The 14,142-nt window shown below is 73.0% G+C and carries 16 protein-coding genes; 5 read left to right on the forward strand and 11 right to left on the reverse strand.

The features are described from left to right. Positions 1-128: 128 nt before the first annotated feature. From KUM03_RS13615 to KUM03_RS13640, 6 genes are all read right to left on the reverse strand, one after another. Positions 129-1,502, reverse strand: coding sequence for an amino acid permease (locus tag KUM03_RS13615; RefSeq protein WP_254399291.1), 1,374 nt, complete (start codon positions 1,500-1,502; stop codon positions 129-131). A 140-nt stretch (positions 1,503-1,642) separates the two neighbouring features. Then, positions 1,643-2,101 (reverse strand): MoaF N-terminal domain-containing protein, encoded by a 459-nt coding sequence (locus KUM03_RS13620; RefSeq protein ID WP_217247697.1) that lies wholly within the window; start codon positions 2,099-2,101, stop codon positions 1,643-1,645. A gap of 125 nt (positions 2,102-2,226) precedes the next feature. Beyond that, positions 2,227-3,102, reverse strand: a complete 876-nt coding sequence (locus tag KUM03_RS13625) for a tyrosinase family protein (RefSeq protein WP_217248059.1) — start codon at positions 3,100-3,102, stop codon at positions 2,227-2,229. Positions 3,103-3,166: 64 nt separating this feature from the next. Further along, complete coding sequence (locus KUM03_RS13630) at positions 3,167-3,601, reverse strand: tyrosinase cofactor (RefSeq protein ID WP_217247705.1); 435 nt, start codon at positions 3,599-3,601, stop codon at positions 3,167-3,169. A gap of 32 nt (positions 3,602-3,633) precedes the next feature. Further along, the gene (locus KUM03_RS13635) at positions 3,634-5,169 is read right to left on the reverse strand and encodes an FAD/NAD(P)-binding protein (protein WP_217247708.1); all 1,536 of its coding nucleotides are present in this window, start codon (positions 5,167-5,169) and stop codon (positions 3,634-3,636) included. Between the two features lie 43 nt (positions 5,170-5,212). Next, positions 5,213-6,022, reverse strand: a complete 810-nt coding sequence (locus KUM03_RS13640; protein WP_217247710.1) for a class II aldolase/adducin family protein — start codon at positions 6,020-6,022, stop codon at positions 5,213-5,215. Between the two features lie 481 nt (positions 6,023-6,503). On the opposite strand from KUM03_RS13640, the gene KUM03_RS13645 reads away from it, so the two are divergent. After that, complete coding sequence (locus tag KUM03_RS13645) at positions 6,504-7,397, forward strand: glycosyltransferase family 2 protein (RefSeq protein WP_217248065.1); 894 nt, start codon at positions 6,504-6,506, stop codon at positions 7,395-7,397. A 30-nt stretch (positions 7,398-7,427) separates the two neighbouring features. Here the strand turns inward: KUM03_RS13645 and KUM03_RS13650 are convergent, their stop codons facing one another. After that, positions 7,428-9,122 (reverse strand): bifunctional 3'-5' exonuclease/DNA polymerase, encoded by a 1,695-nt coding sequence (locus KUM03_RS13650; protein WP_217247712.1) that lies wholly within the window; start codon positions 9,120-9,122, stop codon positions 7,428-7,430. Positions 9,123-9,182: 60 nt separating this feature from the next. Beyond that, a complete protein-coding gene (locus KUM03_RS13655; protein WP_217247714.1) occupies positions 9,183-9,944 on the reverse strand; it encodes a Clp protease N-terminal domain-containing protein in 762 nt (253 codons plus the stop codon). A 91-nt stretch (positions 9,945-10,035) separates the two neighbouring features. On the opposite strand from KUM03_RS13655, the gene KUM03_RS13660 reads away from it, so the two are divergent. Continuing rightward, a complete protein-coding gene (locus KUM03_RS13660; RefSeq protein ID WP_217247716.1) occupies positions 10,036-11,175 on the forward strand; it encodes a DUF2786 domain-containing protein in 1,140 nt (379 codons plus the stop codon). A 24-nt stretch (positions 11,176-11,199) separates the two neighbouring features. On the opposite strand, the gene KUM03_RS13665 is transcribed toward KUM03_RS13660, so the two are convergent. The 3 genes from KUM03_RS13665 to rpmB are packed head-to-tail and all read right to left on the reverse strand — an operon-like array spanning position 11,200 to position 12,457. Then, the gene (locus KUM03_RS13665; protein WP_308406318.1) at positions 11,200-11,862 is read right to left on the reverse strand and encodes a hypothetical protein; all 663 of its coding nucleotides are present in this window, start codon (positions 11,860-11,862) and stop codon (positions 11,200-11,202) included. 53 nt (positions 11,863-11,915) lie between these two features. Next, the gene (gene rpsN, locus KUM03_RS13670) at positions 11,916-12,221 is read right to left on the reverse strand and encodes a 30S ribosomal protein S14 (protein ID WP_217247719.1); all 306 of its coding nucleotides are present in this window, start codon (positions 12,219-12,221) and stop codon (positions 11,916-11,918) included. After that, positions 12,221-12,457: a 50S ribosomal protein L28 gene (gene rpmB / locus KUM03_RS13675; RefSeq protein ID WP_217247721.1), complete on the reverse strand. Its 237-nt coding sequence runs from the start codon at positions 12,455-12,457 to the stop codon at positions 12,221-12,223. The genes rpsN and rpmB overlap by 1 nt, the downstream gene beginning before the upstream one ends. Before the next feature lie 73 nt (positions 12,458-12,530). Here rpmB and rpmG point away from each other — a divergent pair, with 73 nt between their 5' ends. The 3 genes from rpmG to KUM03_RS13690 are packed head-to-tail and all read left to right on the forward strand — an operon-like array spanning position 12,531 to position 14,139. Beyond that, positions 12,531-12,695: a 50S ribosomal protein L33 gene (rpmG, locus tag KUM03_RS13680; protein WP_019329852.1), complete on the forward strand. Its 165-nt coding sequence runs from the start codon at positions 12,531-12,533 to the stop codon at positions 12,693-12,695. 5 nt (positions 12,696-12,700) lie between these two features. Beyond that, positions 12,701-12,955, forward strand: coding sequence for a type B 50S ribosomal protein L31 (locus KUM03_RS13685; protein ID WP_100046021.1), 255 nt, complete (start codon positions 12,701-12,703; stop codon positions 12,953-12,955). After that, positions 12,952-14,139 (forward strand): GTP-binding protein, encoded by a 1,188-nt coding sequence (locus tag KUM03_RS13690; RefSeq protein WP_217247723.1) that lies wholly within the window; start codon positions 12,952-12,954, stop codon positions 14,137-14,139. Before KUM03_RS13685 ends, KUM03_RS13690 begins: the two co-directional genes overlap by 4 nt. The last annotated feature ends 3 nt before the right edge of the window (positions 14,140-14,142 follow it).

Here is a 14,142-nt window from a genome sequence, read left to right on the forward strand (position 1 = left end):
CGCGCACGTACGAGCCCGGACCCGCGCACGTACGAGCCCGGACCCGCGCACGTACGAGCCCGGACCCGCGCACGTACGAGCCCGGACCCGCGCACGTACGAGCCCGGGCCCTCGCCGCCTCGCCGCCGTCAGCCGGCCCCCCTGCGCTGCCGGATCCAGCCCGCGAGCGCGGGCACCACGGCCACCGCCGCGGCCGAGAGCACCTGACCGCGGGTGCTGTCCTGCAGGTACATCGTCACGACGATCACCACGATCGCGAGCGCGCAGGAGACCGCGAGCGGTGAGACGCGGCCCAGCGCGCGACGGTGCAGCACCAGATACGACACGGTGATCGCCAGCCACATGAACAGCATGGTCCCGCCCATGGTGCGCGCGAGAAGGTCCAGCACCGCGCCCGGCCACACCGCGGTCGCCGCCACGGAACCGTAGCCGACGACCGCCGAGGCAAGCACGGCGCGGCGCGGCGTCCCGGACCGCGAGGTGCGTGCGAGGGCCCCTGGCGCGTCGCCGCGCCGCGCGAGCGAGTGCACCATGCGGGACGTGCCGTACAGGTTGGCGTTGAGCGCGGACAGCAGGGCGATCAGGACGACCGTCTCGGTGACCCGGCCCGCCCCGGGGATCCCCAGCCGGTCGAGGACTTGGGCGTACGGGCTGACGCCGGGCCGCGCCGCCGTCCAGGGCAGCAGGGCGACGACGACGGCCCCCGACCCCAGGTAGAAGAGCGCGATCCGCCAGATCGCCGAGCGGACCGCACGCGCGATGGCCCGGCCCGGCTCGGCGGACTCGGCGGCGGCCATGGCGATGACCTCCATCCCGCCGAAGGCGAAGACCACGGTCAGGAGTCCCGTGAGAATGCTGATCGGTCCGTTCGGGAGCAGCCCGCCGTGGCCGGACAGCGCGCTGGGCCCCGGCTCCGGGTGACCGGGCAGGCGGCCGGCCAGGGCCACCACGCCGATCGCGATGAAGACGACGACGGCGCTCACCTTCAGGGCCGCGAACCAGAACTCCGCTTCCCCGAAGGACTTCACCGACGCCAGGTTCACGCCGACCATGACGCTCAGCAGGACCGCCGCCGCCAAGGTCAGCGGGATACACGGCAGCATCCCGTGGACGATCCCCGCGGCCGCGAGGGACTCCACGGCGATGGCGGCCGCTGTGATCACCGCGTACATCCAGCCCGTCATCACTCCGGCCCAGCGGCCCAGGGCGCGCTCGGCGTAGACCGAGAACGCGCCGGAGACGGGTTCGCGGATCGCCAGGGTGCCGAGCATCTTCATGATGCCCAGCGCCAGGGCGGCGGCCAGCAGGAACGAGATCAGCACCGCGGGCCCTGCCGCGGCCAGGCCCTGTCCCGAGCCGACGAACAGCCCGGCGCCGATGACTCCGCCCAGGGCCAGCATGGTCAGATGCCGCTGGGCAAGACCGGCGCGCAGGCCGTCACCCCGCTGCGGGTCGCCGTCTTGCTGCGGGTCGCGGTCTCGCTGCGGGTCGCCGTCTCGCAAGGTGCGCTCTTGGGCGGATGGGGTTCCGCTCCCCCGTACGGTCACTTCACGTGCTCCCTCGATGCATCGCGGACGCCGGGCACGCCCGTGCTGCGAGGGCAGGGGCGAACCCGGCGTCCGCGAATGGGTCGGGCGAAACCTCAGAGGATGCGCTGCAGGGTGGCCGTGTGCGCCTCGCCGACCCGGCCCTGCTCGGTCTCGAAGGTCATGAAGATCGAAACGGTGTTGTGCACGGTGTCGAAGACATGCGAGACCGTGATGCCGGAGTCCTCGATCCAGTTGACGTGGTAGACACCGTCACCCACCCGCGTCACGGTGATGTCCTCATCGCCCGACTGCCCCTTCATCGGGCCCTCCAGGGCCTCCCAGTGGAGCTTGGCACCGTCCGCGGAGTACGAGTTGCGGAAGACGATGCCGTTGTCGAGCCGCAGGTAGTACGCGTGGCCCGCGAAGGCCGGCAGCTCGGTGTGGTGCGTGGTGGCCACTGAGGCCACCGGAGCCGCGGTGGAGTGAGGGGTCGCGGAGGCCACCGGGGCGGCGGTGGCGAGTGCCACGGCGGCGACCGGGAGGACGGCGGCGGTCAGGATGCGCTTGCGCATGATGCTCCTCAGCGTGGAAGGAAATAGATGTAAGGGGAGATGAAGTATGTGAAGACCGCTGACGCGAGACGTCAGGCGTGGACGGCGGGCGTGGACGTCAGGGGTGAGATCTCACTCCTGAGACCTCACGCGTACGTGTAGAACCGCGTGTGGTCCAGCATCTGAGCGGGCGAGACACCCCACGGTTCGAGCCGCTCGTCGAGCGAGACCACACGCCCGTACTGCGGGTCACCCGAGGCGATCGGCTGCTCGGGCAGATACGGCGGCTCCGCGGGGTGCCGCTTCTGCCAGCGCGCCCACAGCAGGTCGATGAAGGCGTGGTGGAGCCAGAAGGTCGGGTCGTTGGGCGAGGTGCCGCCCGTCATCTGGCCGCCCACCCAGGCGTGCACCCGGTTGTGAAGTGTCCAGCCGACGTTGGCGCCCACCGTCCAGCCCTCGGCCTGGTTGCGGAAGCCGCGGGTGCTGATGGTCGAGTCGTACGGGTACGTGTCGTAGACCGGGTCGGCCATGGCGGCTTCCAGATCGGCGGGGGACGGCAGCGTCACGCCGCCGGCGAAAGCGCCGAAGTCCCGCATGAGAAAGGTGTCGTCGGTGACCTGCACGGTGATGGGCCAGTCACCCGATCTCCCGGCGAACGGTCCGTCCATGACCTGGTGGTCGCCCTCGCGGCCGTTGCCGCCGAGGAAGTCGGGGGTGTACGGGGACGGCGGGGTGCCGCCGCTGCCCTGGTCGAGGGTCCAGTCCCAGTAGGGCAGGGTGACGGAGTCGTCGACCTTGCGCAGTTCGTTCTCGAACGAGATCAGCATCTGCCGGTGCCAGGGGAAGAAGCTGGGTGCCATGTGGCCGAAGCGCTTTCCGGGTTCGCCGTCCGCCACGAAGTAGTGGTGGTGGATCCGGACGTATTCGTCGTACACACCCCCCTTCTTCACGGCCAGAAGGGCATCGACGAGGCGCTTCTTCTCCTGCGCGGTCAGGTTCTTGACGTTCTTCCGGGTGTGCACAGCCATGTCTTCTCCAGTCCTGCGCGGCTCGGCGGGATCGGTGGTCACTCGGCGGGACCGCCGGTCAGTGGTGGCCGGCCCCGGCCATGTGGGCCAGCTGGGCGGTCGGACCGAGCTGGTCGACGGCGGCCCTCACGCAGGCGCGCGCGGTGGGATACGACATGTAGTGGGTGAGCATGCTCATGTACTCGCCGTTGGCGCGGCGCATGAGGTGCAGCGAGCGGCCGTCGATCCTGCAGTCCATCGGCGGGACCGGGGAGGACGAGCGGGCCGCGGAGAGGGCGACGGCCAGCGGCGCGCCTTCGATACGGCGTCCCTTGTAGATCTCGTCGAACGGTGCGGCCGGATCGGTCCGTGGCCTCGGCGGGCCCGACGGGGCGAGGGCGGCGGCCCTGGAACCGGCAGTGGCGGGACGGGCGGCGACGGCGCCGAGGGCGACGACTGCCGCTGCGGTACCGCCGGCGCGTATGGCCTGGCGGCGGCTGATGCTCTGGGGCAACGGTGCTCCTTGGTAAGGGGCTTCGGGTGAGGTCAAGCCGCGTCGGACAGGGTGGCCCGGCGGGTGCGGACGAGGTCGCTGACGGCGGTGACGATGTCGTGGGCGCGATCGACGACCGAGATCATCCCGGAGGTGAAGAAGAGCGCTCCGCCGCTGATGTCGCCGATGGCGTACGCCTGACCGGCGCCGTGCTCCTGGCCGGTGCCGCGCAGCGCGGAGGTCGTCGGCACGATGTCCAGGCCCCCGGCGGGGTGGTGGGCGGCGATGCCCTGCTCCACCAGGTCGGCGATCAGGCCCTCGGCCCGTTCGGGGATCCGGTGGCCGGGGGCCGACACGGCGTTGATCACCGTGTCGGTGCCGAAGGACTCGTACGCCGTGGTGACGAGGAGGCCTCCGCCTTCCGGCCGGGCCGCCACCGACCGCAAGCCGGACCGGACGCGAAGCCGGCCCTCGTCGATCAGGCTCAGCAGCGTACGGGCGTTGTGCGGCGGCATCGGGCAGCAGAGCGACATGATCGCGCGGTAGTGGCGGGCGCGGACGGTCTCCTGGTCCCGCTCGCGCAGCAGCGGCCACGCGTCGGGGCCGGTCGTCGGCACGGAGTTCTGCATCACCCGCATCCCGAGGTCGGGATCGTCGAGCTCCGCGTAGTGGCGGCGCAGCCGGGTCACCGGGTCCTCGTGGTCGGCCGATTCGATCTCGGCGACGACCTTGGCCGGGTCCGCGCCCAGGTCGCTCAACTCCTGTGCGAGCAGGGCGAAGACCTGATCGAGCCCGATCCTGCGGTCCACGGACTCTCGGGCGAGGCGGTGGACGGCATCGGGCGTGAAGTGGTCGTTCGGCGGGTCGACGGGGCGCTGGCGTACGGCCGGCAGGCAGCCGTTGCGCGAGACCATCGTGACCGGCCCGGTGTGGCCCGCGGCGGCCAGCGCGACCACGCAGTCCACGGCCGCGAGCCCGGTACCGATGACGGTCACGGACGCGTCGGGGCTGATCATCCGCACCTTCTCGGCCAGCGGGTACGGGTCGGCCACGAACCCCGGAGCGCCCGCGAGACCGTAATGGTCGGCCGGTATGCCGGGGCCGACGGAGCAGATGACGTGGTCGAATCCGTAGGTGCGGCCCGCGGAGTCGGTCAGCCGCAGCCCACCGCCGTCGACGCGTTCGGCCCGTGTGACGGCCTGCCGGATCAGCACGACCGGCCAGCCCTTCGACCAGAGTTCGGACACGGCGTTCTCCGCCGTGTGCTCCAGGTAGGAGCCGTAGACATGGCGCGGCGGGAAGAAGCCGGGTTCCGTCCACGCGCCGGTGTGGTACGGCAGTCGGCGCTCCGCGAGGTAGCGGGCGAAGCTGTCCGGTTCGCAGGTGGCGGACATGTGGTCCGGCGGGATGTTGACCAGTACGGCGTCGGTGTCGTGCTGGTAGGCCCGCCCGCGCCACAGGTTGCGCGTGGGCTCGAACACCGTGATCTGGGCGGGTGGCAGACCGGTTTCGCGGGAGAAGCGATCGAGGAGGCTGACCGCCGCGGCGCCGCCGCCCACGATGGCTATACGCGGATGGGAAGAGGTCATGGACTGCTCGTCCTTCGAGGTCGGTAAGGGCCGGTGAGCGCGTTCACTCTTCGAAGAGGTCGGGCTGTTCGGCGGTGATCTCGTCCCAGAGGACGTTGAAGGAGAAGCGGCCCAGCTGTTCGTCGCCGAATCCGTCCCGGGCGGCGAGGGCCTGTTCGTGGCTCATGGGCCGCGGCTCACCCGCGGCATGGGCGGCGAGCTGCATCTGGGCGCAGCCCTCGTAGGTGAAGAACCAGTGAACGGCTTCTTCCAGCGAGCCGCCCACGGTGATCAGGCCGTGGTACTTGAGCAGCAGGGCCCGCTTGTCGCCGAGCCTGGCGGCGATGTCCTCGCCGTGCTCGACCGCGACGGCGGGCCCGTCGTAGTCTCCGTAGAACACCTGGTTCTCGTAGAACGCGGCGGATTCCTGGTCCAGCGGATCGAGCAGGCGCTCGAGCGAGGCCAGTGCACGGGAGTACGCGGTGTGGCCGTGGGCGATGGCCTCGGCGCCGGGGCGTTTGTGCAGTTCGGAGTGGATGGTGAAGGCGGAGGGGTTGACCTTGCCGGTGCCCTCGACGACGTTCCCCCTGGCGTCCACACAGATCAGGTCCTTGACCTTGACCAGTGAGAACGAGACCCCGAACGGATTGACCCAGAAGCGGTCGTGGTGCTCGGGGTCACGCACGGAGATGTGCCCGGAGATGCCCTCGGCGTAGCCGGCCTTGCCGAAGAGCCGCATCGCGGCGGCCAGACGCTGTTTGCGCCAACGGCGCTCCTGTGCGACATCGGCGAACTCCTTGTCGGCGGGGATCGGCAGGCCCGTCGCCGTGTCCGCCAGGTGGTTGCCGCGCGGGTCGGCAGTGGTCGCAGTCATCCACAGCTCCTTGATCAGTCGGGACGGCGCACGGCACCGGACAGCTCGGGTGCCGCGCCCCTTCACGAAAACTGATCATGGTCGGCCCCCGGCGCACCCATTCGGGCAAATGGAGCATTTGAGGCTGCGTGATCATGTAGTGCACATCTCGGCAAGGAGCAGCAGGGCGCCGGGGGCGGGCCACGAGGGCGGCAGAGCCGTACGGGCGCGCCGAGACGCCCCGGGCGGGCCGCCTGAAGCGGCCTCCGTGCGGTCGAGGACCGAGACGATGGAAGGGGGCATGTCAAGCACATCGCCGCCACTGCGGAACAGGTGTGTGCCGGTGACGGAACAGGTGTGTGCCGGTGACCGCCGCCAGTGCGGCGAACCGCGGAGCCACCGACGGGCGTACGCCGTGAATCGTGTTCCTGAACGGTTAGCATCGCGCACACGCTGTCGGCCGGAACGAGGTGAGGGCATGGGCGAGGACACGGGCCGGGGCATCGATGCGCCGAGGATCGCCGTCGCCGTGGTCACCATGGGGAACCGGCCCGCCGAGGTCGACGCCCTGCTGGAGTCGGTGGCCAAGCAGGACGTGCCGCCCGCCCGGGTCGTGATCGTCGGCAACGGCTGCCCGCTGCCGGAGTTCGCCGCACGGCTGTCGTTGCCCGGCGAGGTCACGGCGATCGAGGTCGACGAGAACCTCGGCTGTCCCGGCGGACGGAACGTGGCGCTGGCGCGGCTGCGGGAGTTCGGCGACACCGACGTGGTCGTGGAACTGGACGACGACGGGCTCCTCGTGGACGCCGATGTGCTGCGCCGCGTCGGGGAGCTGTTCGCCGCCGACGAGCGGCTCGGCATCGTGGGCTTCCGGATCGCCGACGAGCACGGCGAGACACAGCAGCGGCACGTCCCCCGGGTCGGCGCCTCCGATCCCATGCGGGGCGGGTACGTCACCGGGTTCCTGGGCGGCGGGCACGCGCTGCGGTCGGCGATGCTCGACGAGGTCGGCGACTGGCCCGCCGAGTTCTTCTTCGCGCACGAGGAGACCGACCTGGCCTGGCGCGCCGCCGACGCCGGCTGGCGCATCCTCTACGCGCCCGAGCTGCTGCTCCAGCATCCGAAGACCTCGCCCGCGCGGCACGCCGTCTACTTGCGCGTCAACGCCCGCAACCGCGTCTGGCTGGCCCGGCGCCGGCTGCCGCTCCCGCTCATCCCCGTCCACCTCGGCGTGTGGATGCTGCTCACGGTGGCGCGCAACCGGTCGCTCGGCGGGCTGCGGGCCTGGTTCGGCGGGTTCGTGGAGGGGATGCGCAGGCCCGCGGGGGAGCGGCGGCCGATGCGGTGGCGGACCGTGGGACGGCTCACGCGGCTGGGGCGGCCGCCCGTCATCTGACGGCGGGCGGGCGGGGTGCCCGCGCGCCGCTCACTTGGCGTCGGCGTAGCACTCCACCACCGCCGTGGTGAACGGAAACCGCACCGGCGTCCGGCCGAACGTCAGCCGCCCCGCCAGCTCCGCCGACTCCCGTATCGCCGCGACGACGGCGTCGGCCTCCTGCCTCGGACAGTGCACGATCACCTCGTCGTGCTGGAAGAAGACCAGCTCCGCCGCCTTGTCCGCACAGGCCTGCCGCAGAGCGGCGAGCAGCAGCAGCGCCCAGTCGGCGGCGCTGCCCTGGACCACGAAGTTGCGGGCGAAGCGGCCCCGGGCGCGGGCGTCGGTGGAGGCGTAGCCGGGCACCCACTCCTGTGGGCCGGGGCCGTCCGGCTGCCGCTCCTCCTGCGGGATGCCGGCCTCCTCGGGCGCGTCGTCGGAGGAACCGGCAGCCGGCGGGCAGGTGCGTCCCAGCCAGGTCCGCACGAGTCGCCCCTCCTCTCCCGCGCGGGCCGCGTCGTCGACGTAGGCCACCGCGCGGGGGAAGCGGCGTCTGAGCGCGGCGAGGTTCTTCAGGCCGTCGCCGGAGGTCTGGCCGTAGACCGCGCCGAGCACGGCGAGCTTGGCCTGGTCGCGGTCGCCGGAGAAGGCGCGGTCGGAGACGGACTGGTAGAGGTCGGTCTCCCGGCCGGCCACCTCCATCAGGCCGGGGTCCCGGGAGATCGCCGCCAGTACCCGCGGCTCCATCTGGTCGGCGTCGGCGACGACCAGGACCCAGCCCGGGTCGGCGACGACGGCCCGCCGGATCACCTTGGGGATCTGGAGTCCGCCTCCGCCGTTGGTCACCCAGCGTCCGGTGACGGTGCCGCCGGCCAGGAACTCGGGGCGGAAGCGGCCCTCGCGCACCCAGTCCTGGAGCCAGGACCAGCCGTGGGCGACCCAGATCCGGTACAGCTTCTTGTACTCGATCAGCGGCTTCACGGCCGGGTGGTCGACGGACTCGATCTCCCACCGGCGGGTGGAGCCGACCTTGATCCCGGCCTGCGCGAACGCCTTGACCACGTCCGCGGGCAGGTCGGGCCGCACCCGGCGGCCGAAGGCGGCGGACACCTCCTCGGCCAGCTCCGCCAGGCGCCGCGGCTCGCCCCCGCCCGCGTACCGCTCGCCGAGCAGGTCGTGCAGGACCTCGCGGTGCACGTCGGCCCGCCAGGGCAGCCCCGCGCGGTTCATCTCGGCGGCGACCAGCATCCCCGCCGACTCGGCGGCCGTCAGCAGCCGCAGCCGGTCGGGGTGCGCGGACCGGTCGTGCCGGCGCTGCTGCTCGGCGTAGACGGCGAGCAGGTCGTCCAGGGGCAGGTGGACGGCCTGGGGTTCGAAGAGCGAGGACTGGGCGCCTGGCTCGGCGGAGCGCTGCGGCGGGTCGGGCGGTACGGGGCCGCCGCGCAGCCGGGCCAGGGCGGCGGCGGCCGAGCGGGGCTGCCCGTAGTGCCCCTCGTGGCCCAGCAGGAGGGTCTCGGCGGCCTCCACGTCGTAGCACCGCTCCACCCGCACCCCTTCGGCGAGCAGGCGCGGGTGGATCTCGGAGGTGGACCGCCACACCCAGCGCGAGACGTCCGGCCGGGCGCGCACCGCCTCGGCCGGGCCGGGCTCCCGCCGCACCGGTCCCGCGGGCAGCCCGCCGGGGCCGAGGGGGGCGACCTCCACGCCACCGTCCTCGGCCACGGCGAGCGCCCACCGGTCGGCCATGTCGCGAGTGTCGCAGGAGGGACTGACAACGGCCCCCGCAGTGACCACCGGGGCGCCGGCTCAGCCCTCCTGCCGGCCGGCCTCCGTCCCCTCCGACTCCTGGGCCACCTCGATGAACTGGGCCAGCGCCTCGGTGACGTACCGCTCGGTGGCCTCCTTGCCGAGGCCGAGCCCGCTGAGCACGCCCTCGCCGTGCTCGTGCTCCAGCAGGGCGAGCAGGATGTGCTCGGTGCCGATGTAGTTGTGGCCGAGGCGCAGGGCCTCGCGGAAGGTGAGTTCGAGGACCTTCTTGGCGGCGGGGCCGTAGGGCACCAGTTCCGGGACCTCCGCCGCGGCGGGCGGGAGCGCCGCGGTCGCCGCCTCCCGCACCGCGTCCGGCGTCACGCCCTGGGCGGCGATCGCCTTGGCGGAGAGGCTCTCGTTCTCCGTCAGCAGGCCGAGGACCAGGTGCTCGGGCAGGCCCTCGGTGTTGCCGGCGGTCTTTGCCGCGTTGTGGGCGGCCATCACGGCGTTGCGGGCGCGGGGCGTGTAGCGGCTGAAGCCCTGGTTGGCGTCCAGGTCGGCGGACTCCTTGGGCACGAACCGCTTCTGCGCGGCCTGCCGGGTGACGCCCATGCTCTTGCCGATGTCCGTCCAGGAAGCGCCGGAACGCCGGGCCTGGTCCACGAAGTGGCCGATGAGGTGGTCGGCCACCTCACCGAGGTGTTCGCCGGCGATGACGGCGTCCTGGAGCTGTTCTAGGGGCTCCGCGTGCACCTTCTTGATCGCCGTGATGAGTTCGTCGAGGCGTACGGATGACGTGGTGCTCGGTTTCGTCGTCATGTGTCAACCGTAGGTTGCGCCCCTGCTGGTGTCAACCGAAGGTTGACAGTTGGTGGGATCCGGCTCCCGGAGGCCGTGGCACCATCGCCGGGTGAGTACGCCCCGCACCGTCGACCGTGCCTTCGAGACCGCCCTGTACGACACCGGCGACGCCGCCCTCGACGGCGCCGCCTCGCTGCTGGCCGCCGACCCGGCGGCGGACGCCGAACTGGCCCGGCGGGGCGAGGAGTTCGTGGCGACCGCCTGGCGGCGCGGCTGGCAGCCCGCCGACCTCGTACGGATCGTGCGGCGCGAGCTGGACGACGCGCACGTGCGGCTCGTGGCGGCACTGATCCGCGCCCAGGTGCCGCACGACCGCCCGCGCGGGCCCCGCTGGACCGCCCAGCTCGAAGCCGTGCCGGACCAGGCACCGCCCCGCACCGACCGTTTCTCGCACGCCACCGCCGTACTGGAGCTGTACCGCCTGCTGCTGCGGCTGCCCGTGCTCGAACCGCTGGAAGGGCCGCGGGTGCCGGGGGCACCGCGCGGCGAGGCCCGGCCGGAGTCCCGTGCCCTCGCGCGTATCCGCGCGCTGCTCGCCAAGGCGGAGGCGACCGGGTTTCCGGAGGAGGCGGAGGCGCTGAGCGCCAAGGCGCAGGAGCTGATGGCCCGGCACAGCGTCGACGAGGCGCTGCTGGCGGCCGGTGCCCTCTCGCCGGACGCGCCGGGGGCCTGCCGGATCGGGGTGGAGCCGCCGTACGAACAGGCCAAGGCGGTGCTGCTGGACGCGGTGGCCGACGCCAACCACTGCCGCGCGGTGTGGAACGAGGCCCTCGGCTTCTCCACCGTCGTCGGCTTCGAGGGCGACCTGGAGTCGGTCGAACTCCTCTACACCTCGCTGCTGGTGCAGGCCGAGGCCGCGATGGCGAAGGCCGAGGCGGCGCAGCGCGCCGGCGGGCGCAAGCGGACCAAGACCTTCCGGCAGTCGTTCCTCGCCGCGTACGCGCACCGCGCGGGCACCCGGCTCCGTGCGGCGGCCGAGGCGGCCACCGCCGAGGGCGGTGCGGCGGCGGGCGTGGACCTCCTGCCGGTCCTGGCCTCCCGCGAGGTCGCGGTCACCGACCGGCTGGAGCGCCTGTTCCCGGAGACGACCACGACCCGCCTGCGCGGTGTCACCGACGCGGCGGGCTGGACGGAGGGCACCCGCGCGGCCGACGACGCGCGGGTCGAGCGCCGACGGCCGCTGCGGTAGCGCACCGCGCGGTGGCGGCCCGGCTCAGGAACCGAGGCCCTCGGTCGGCAGGCCGGGCGGCAGCGAACCGCCCTCGGACCGGGTGTACGTCTCCTCGCCGACGCCGCCCTCCCACGTCACCCTGAGCGAGGTGTCGTCGACCGACTCGACCGTGCCCCTCGCCCGGTCGTCGCTGCCGGCGGTGCACTTCAGGCGGATCGTCCGGGTGCCGGACTCCTCGCCGGCGGTGCCGCTGCACACGGTCCCGCCGGTGGCGAAGAGGGCGGCCTTGTCGCCGGTGACCATCAGCGCGACCGCCTGGCCGTCGGCGGTGGCGAGCCAGCTGCCCTCCAACTCCCCGGCAGCGGAGGACGATCCGCCCGTGCTCCCGCCGCTCTCCGGGCTCGTGCTCGCCGAGGCGCTGGGCGCCGCCGACGACTTGTCACCGCCGGAGCCGCCGCCCGAGCCGCCGTCGCCGGAGTCGCCGGAGTCGCCGCTGTCGGTGCACGCGGTCAGCGCCAGGGCGCCCATCAGCCCGGCGGCCACGGCCGCGGCCCGCACGGACCGCCGGGCCGACCGCCCGCGCGGGCCCCCGGTGCCTTCGGGCGCACTTACAGCCGTACGCGTAGCCGTGCTCTCAGCCGCGCCCTTGGCCGTGCTGGTCGCGTTCGCCGTGCTCGCCGCGCTGTCCACCGTCACCCATGTCACCGCAAGCTCCAAGCTGTTGCCGGACGGCCGTTCGGCCCCATGACAGCCGCAAGCTACCAGGAGGCCTTGCGCACCCCGGGGAGATGCCCGGCGTGCGCCTGCTCACGCAGGTTCACCCTGGACAGTCCGAAGGTGCGCAGATAACCGCGCGGGCGCCCGTCGACCTGGTCGCGGTTGCGCACCCGCGTGGGGCTCGCGTCGCGGGGCTGCCCGCGCAGTTCCCGCTGGGCGGCGAGCCGTTCGGCCTCCGTGGAGGACGGCCGGCGGACGATCTCCTTCAGTTCGGCCCGTCGCGCGGCGTACCGCGCGACGGTCCGCTGCCGCTGCTCGTTCTTCGCGATCTTGCTCTTCTTCGCCATCAGATCCTCACTCCCCGGGCACGGATGCGCGCCACCGCCGCCTCGACGCCGATCGTGTCGACGGTCTTGATCCCCTTCGCGCTCAGCTTCAGCCGGACGTGCCGCTTCTCGCTCGGCAGCCAGTAGCGCCTGGTCTGGACGTTGGGGTCGAAGCGGCGGGAGGTCCGCCGGTGGGAGTGCGAGATGCGGTTGCCGAAGCCGGGTCGGGCTCCGGTGAGCATGCAGTGGGCGGACACGGTGACGTACCTCTCCTTCGGGCCGGGGGATCCCTAGCTGTTAATGGAATTCATTTTCAGTAAGATAGCAGCCATGGCACGCAACGAACTCCGCCCGGTCATCAAACTCCGGTCCACCGCCGGGACCGGCTTCACCTACGTCACCCGCAAGAACCGGCGCAACGACCCGGACCGCCTGGTCCTGCGCAAGTACGACCCGGTGGCCGGCCGCCACGTCGACTTCCGAGAGGAGCGCTGAACGCGATGCGCAAGGGAATCCACCCCGAGTACCGCCCGGTCGTCTTCCGCGACCGCGCCGCCGACTACGCCTTCCTCACCCGCTCGACCATGACGAGTGAGCGCACGATCGAGTGGGAGGACGGCAACACCTACCCGGTCGTCGACGTGGAGATCTCGAACGTCAGCCACCCCTTCTACACCGGCACCGCCCGCGTCCTGGACACCGCCGGCCGCGTGGAGCGCTTCGAGCGCCGGTACGGGAAGCGGGGCGGGGCATGAGCGGGCCGGAGCGCCCGGCCCTGCCCGTGGTGATCGTCGGCGGACTGCACGCCGACGCCCGCAAGGCGGCCGTGGCCCGGCTCCTGGCCGACGTGCCCGGCAGCGTCGTACTCCACCACGACCTCGCCACCGCCACCGCGGGCACGGTCGTACGGACCGTGCGGGACGCCACCGGCATCCGCTCCGCCGGCGAGGCGCCGCTCGTCAACGACTGCGCCTGCTGCGCCCTGCGCGAGGACCTCGTCCCCGAGCTGGCACGGCTCGCGCACGCCGGAGACACCCCGCTGGCGGTCGTCGAGCTGTGGGACTCCGTGGAGCCCAAGGCGATGGCCGAGGTGGTGACGGCCGGCGGCTTCACCGTCACCGGCGTGATCACCGCCGTCGACCCGGCCCTCGTGCTGCCGTACCTCGGCAACGGCGACGACCTCGCCGAGGGCGGCCTCGCCGCCGCGGCCACCGACCAGCGCACCGTCGCCGACACCTTCGCGCGCCAGCTGGAGTACGCCACCGTCCTCGCCCTCGCCGACTCCCCTCAGGCCGACGACGAGGACCGCGAGCTGCTGGCCCAGCTCCACCCGACGGCCCGCCGGGTCCCGATCGGGCAGGCCGGCCCGGCGAGCGGCCACGGCGACCGGAACGGCTCCTCCTCCCCGCTGGCCCGTGCCGCGCGGGCAGGCTTCGACGTGGAGGCCGCGGCCGCCGCCCAGCACCCGGCCTGCGCCCTGCTGCCCGCCGAGGCCGACGCACACGGCGTCTCCACCCTGGTGTGGCACAGCCGCCGGCCCTTCCACCCGGAGCGGCTCTACGCGGCGCTGGAGGACCTGACCTGTGCCGCGGCCCGCAGCCGGGGCCGGTTCTGGCTCGCCGACAAGGCGGACACGCTGCTGCACTGGGACGCCGCGGGCGGGGCGCTGTGCGTGGAGAGCGCGGGGCCCTGGCTCGCCTCGCTGCCCGACGCCGCGTGGGAGATGGTCCCGCCCGTGCGCCGCGCCGCCGCCGCGCTGGACTGGCACCCCGAGCACGGCGACCGCTGCCAGCACCTGGTCTTCACGTCCCCCGGACTCGACCGCGACGGCCTCGAACGGCTCCTGGAGTCCTGCCTGCTGACCGACGCCGAGTACGCCGCGGGACAGGCCGCCTGGGAGCGCCTGCCGTCCGCCTTCGACACCCTCCTGGAGGTCTGAGAC

Source organism: Streptomyces sp. AC602_WCS936 (genome assembly GCF_019049125.1).
Lineage (GTDB): Bacteria > Actinomycetota > Actinomycetes > Streptomycetales > Streptomycetaceae > Streptomyces.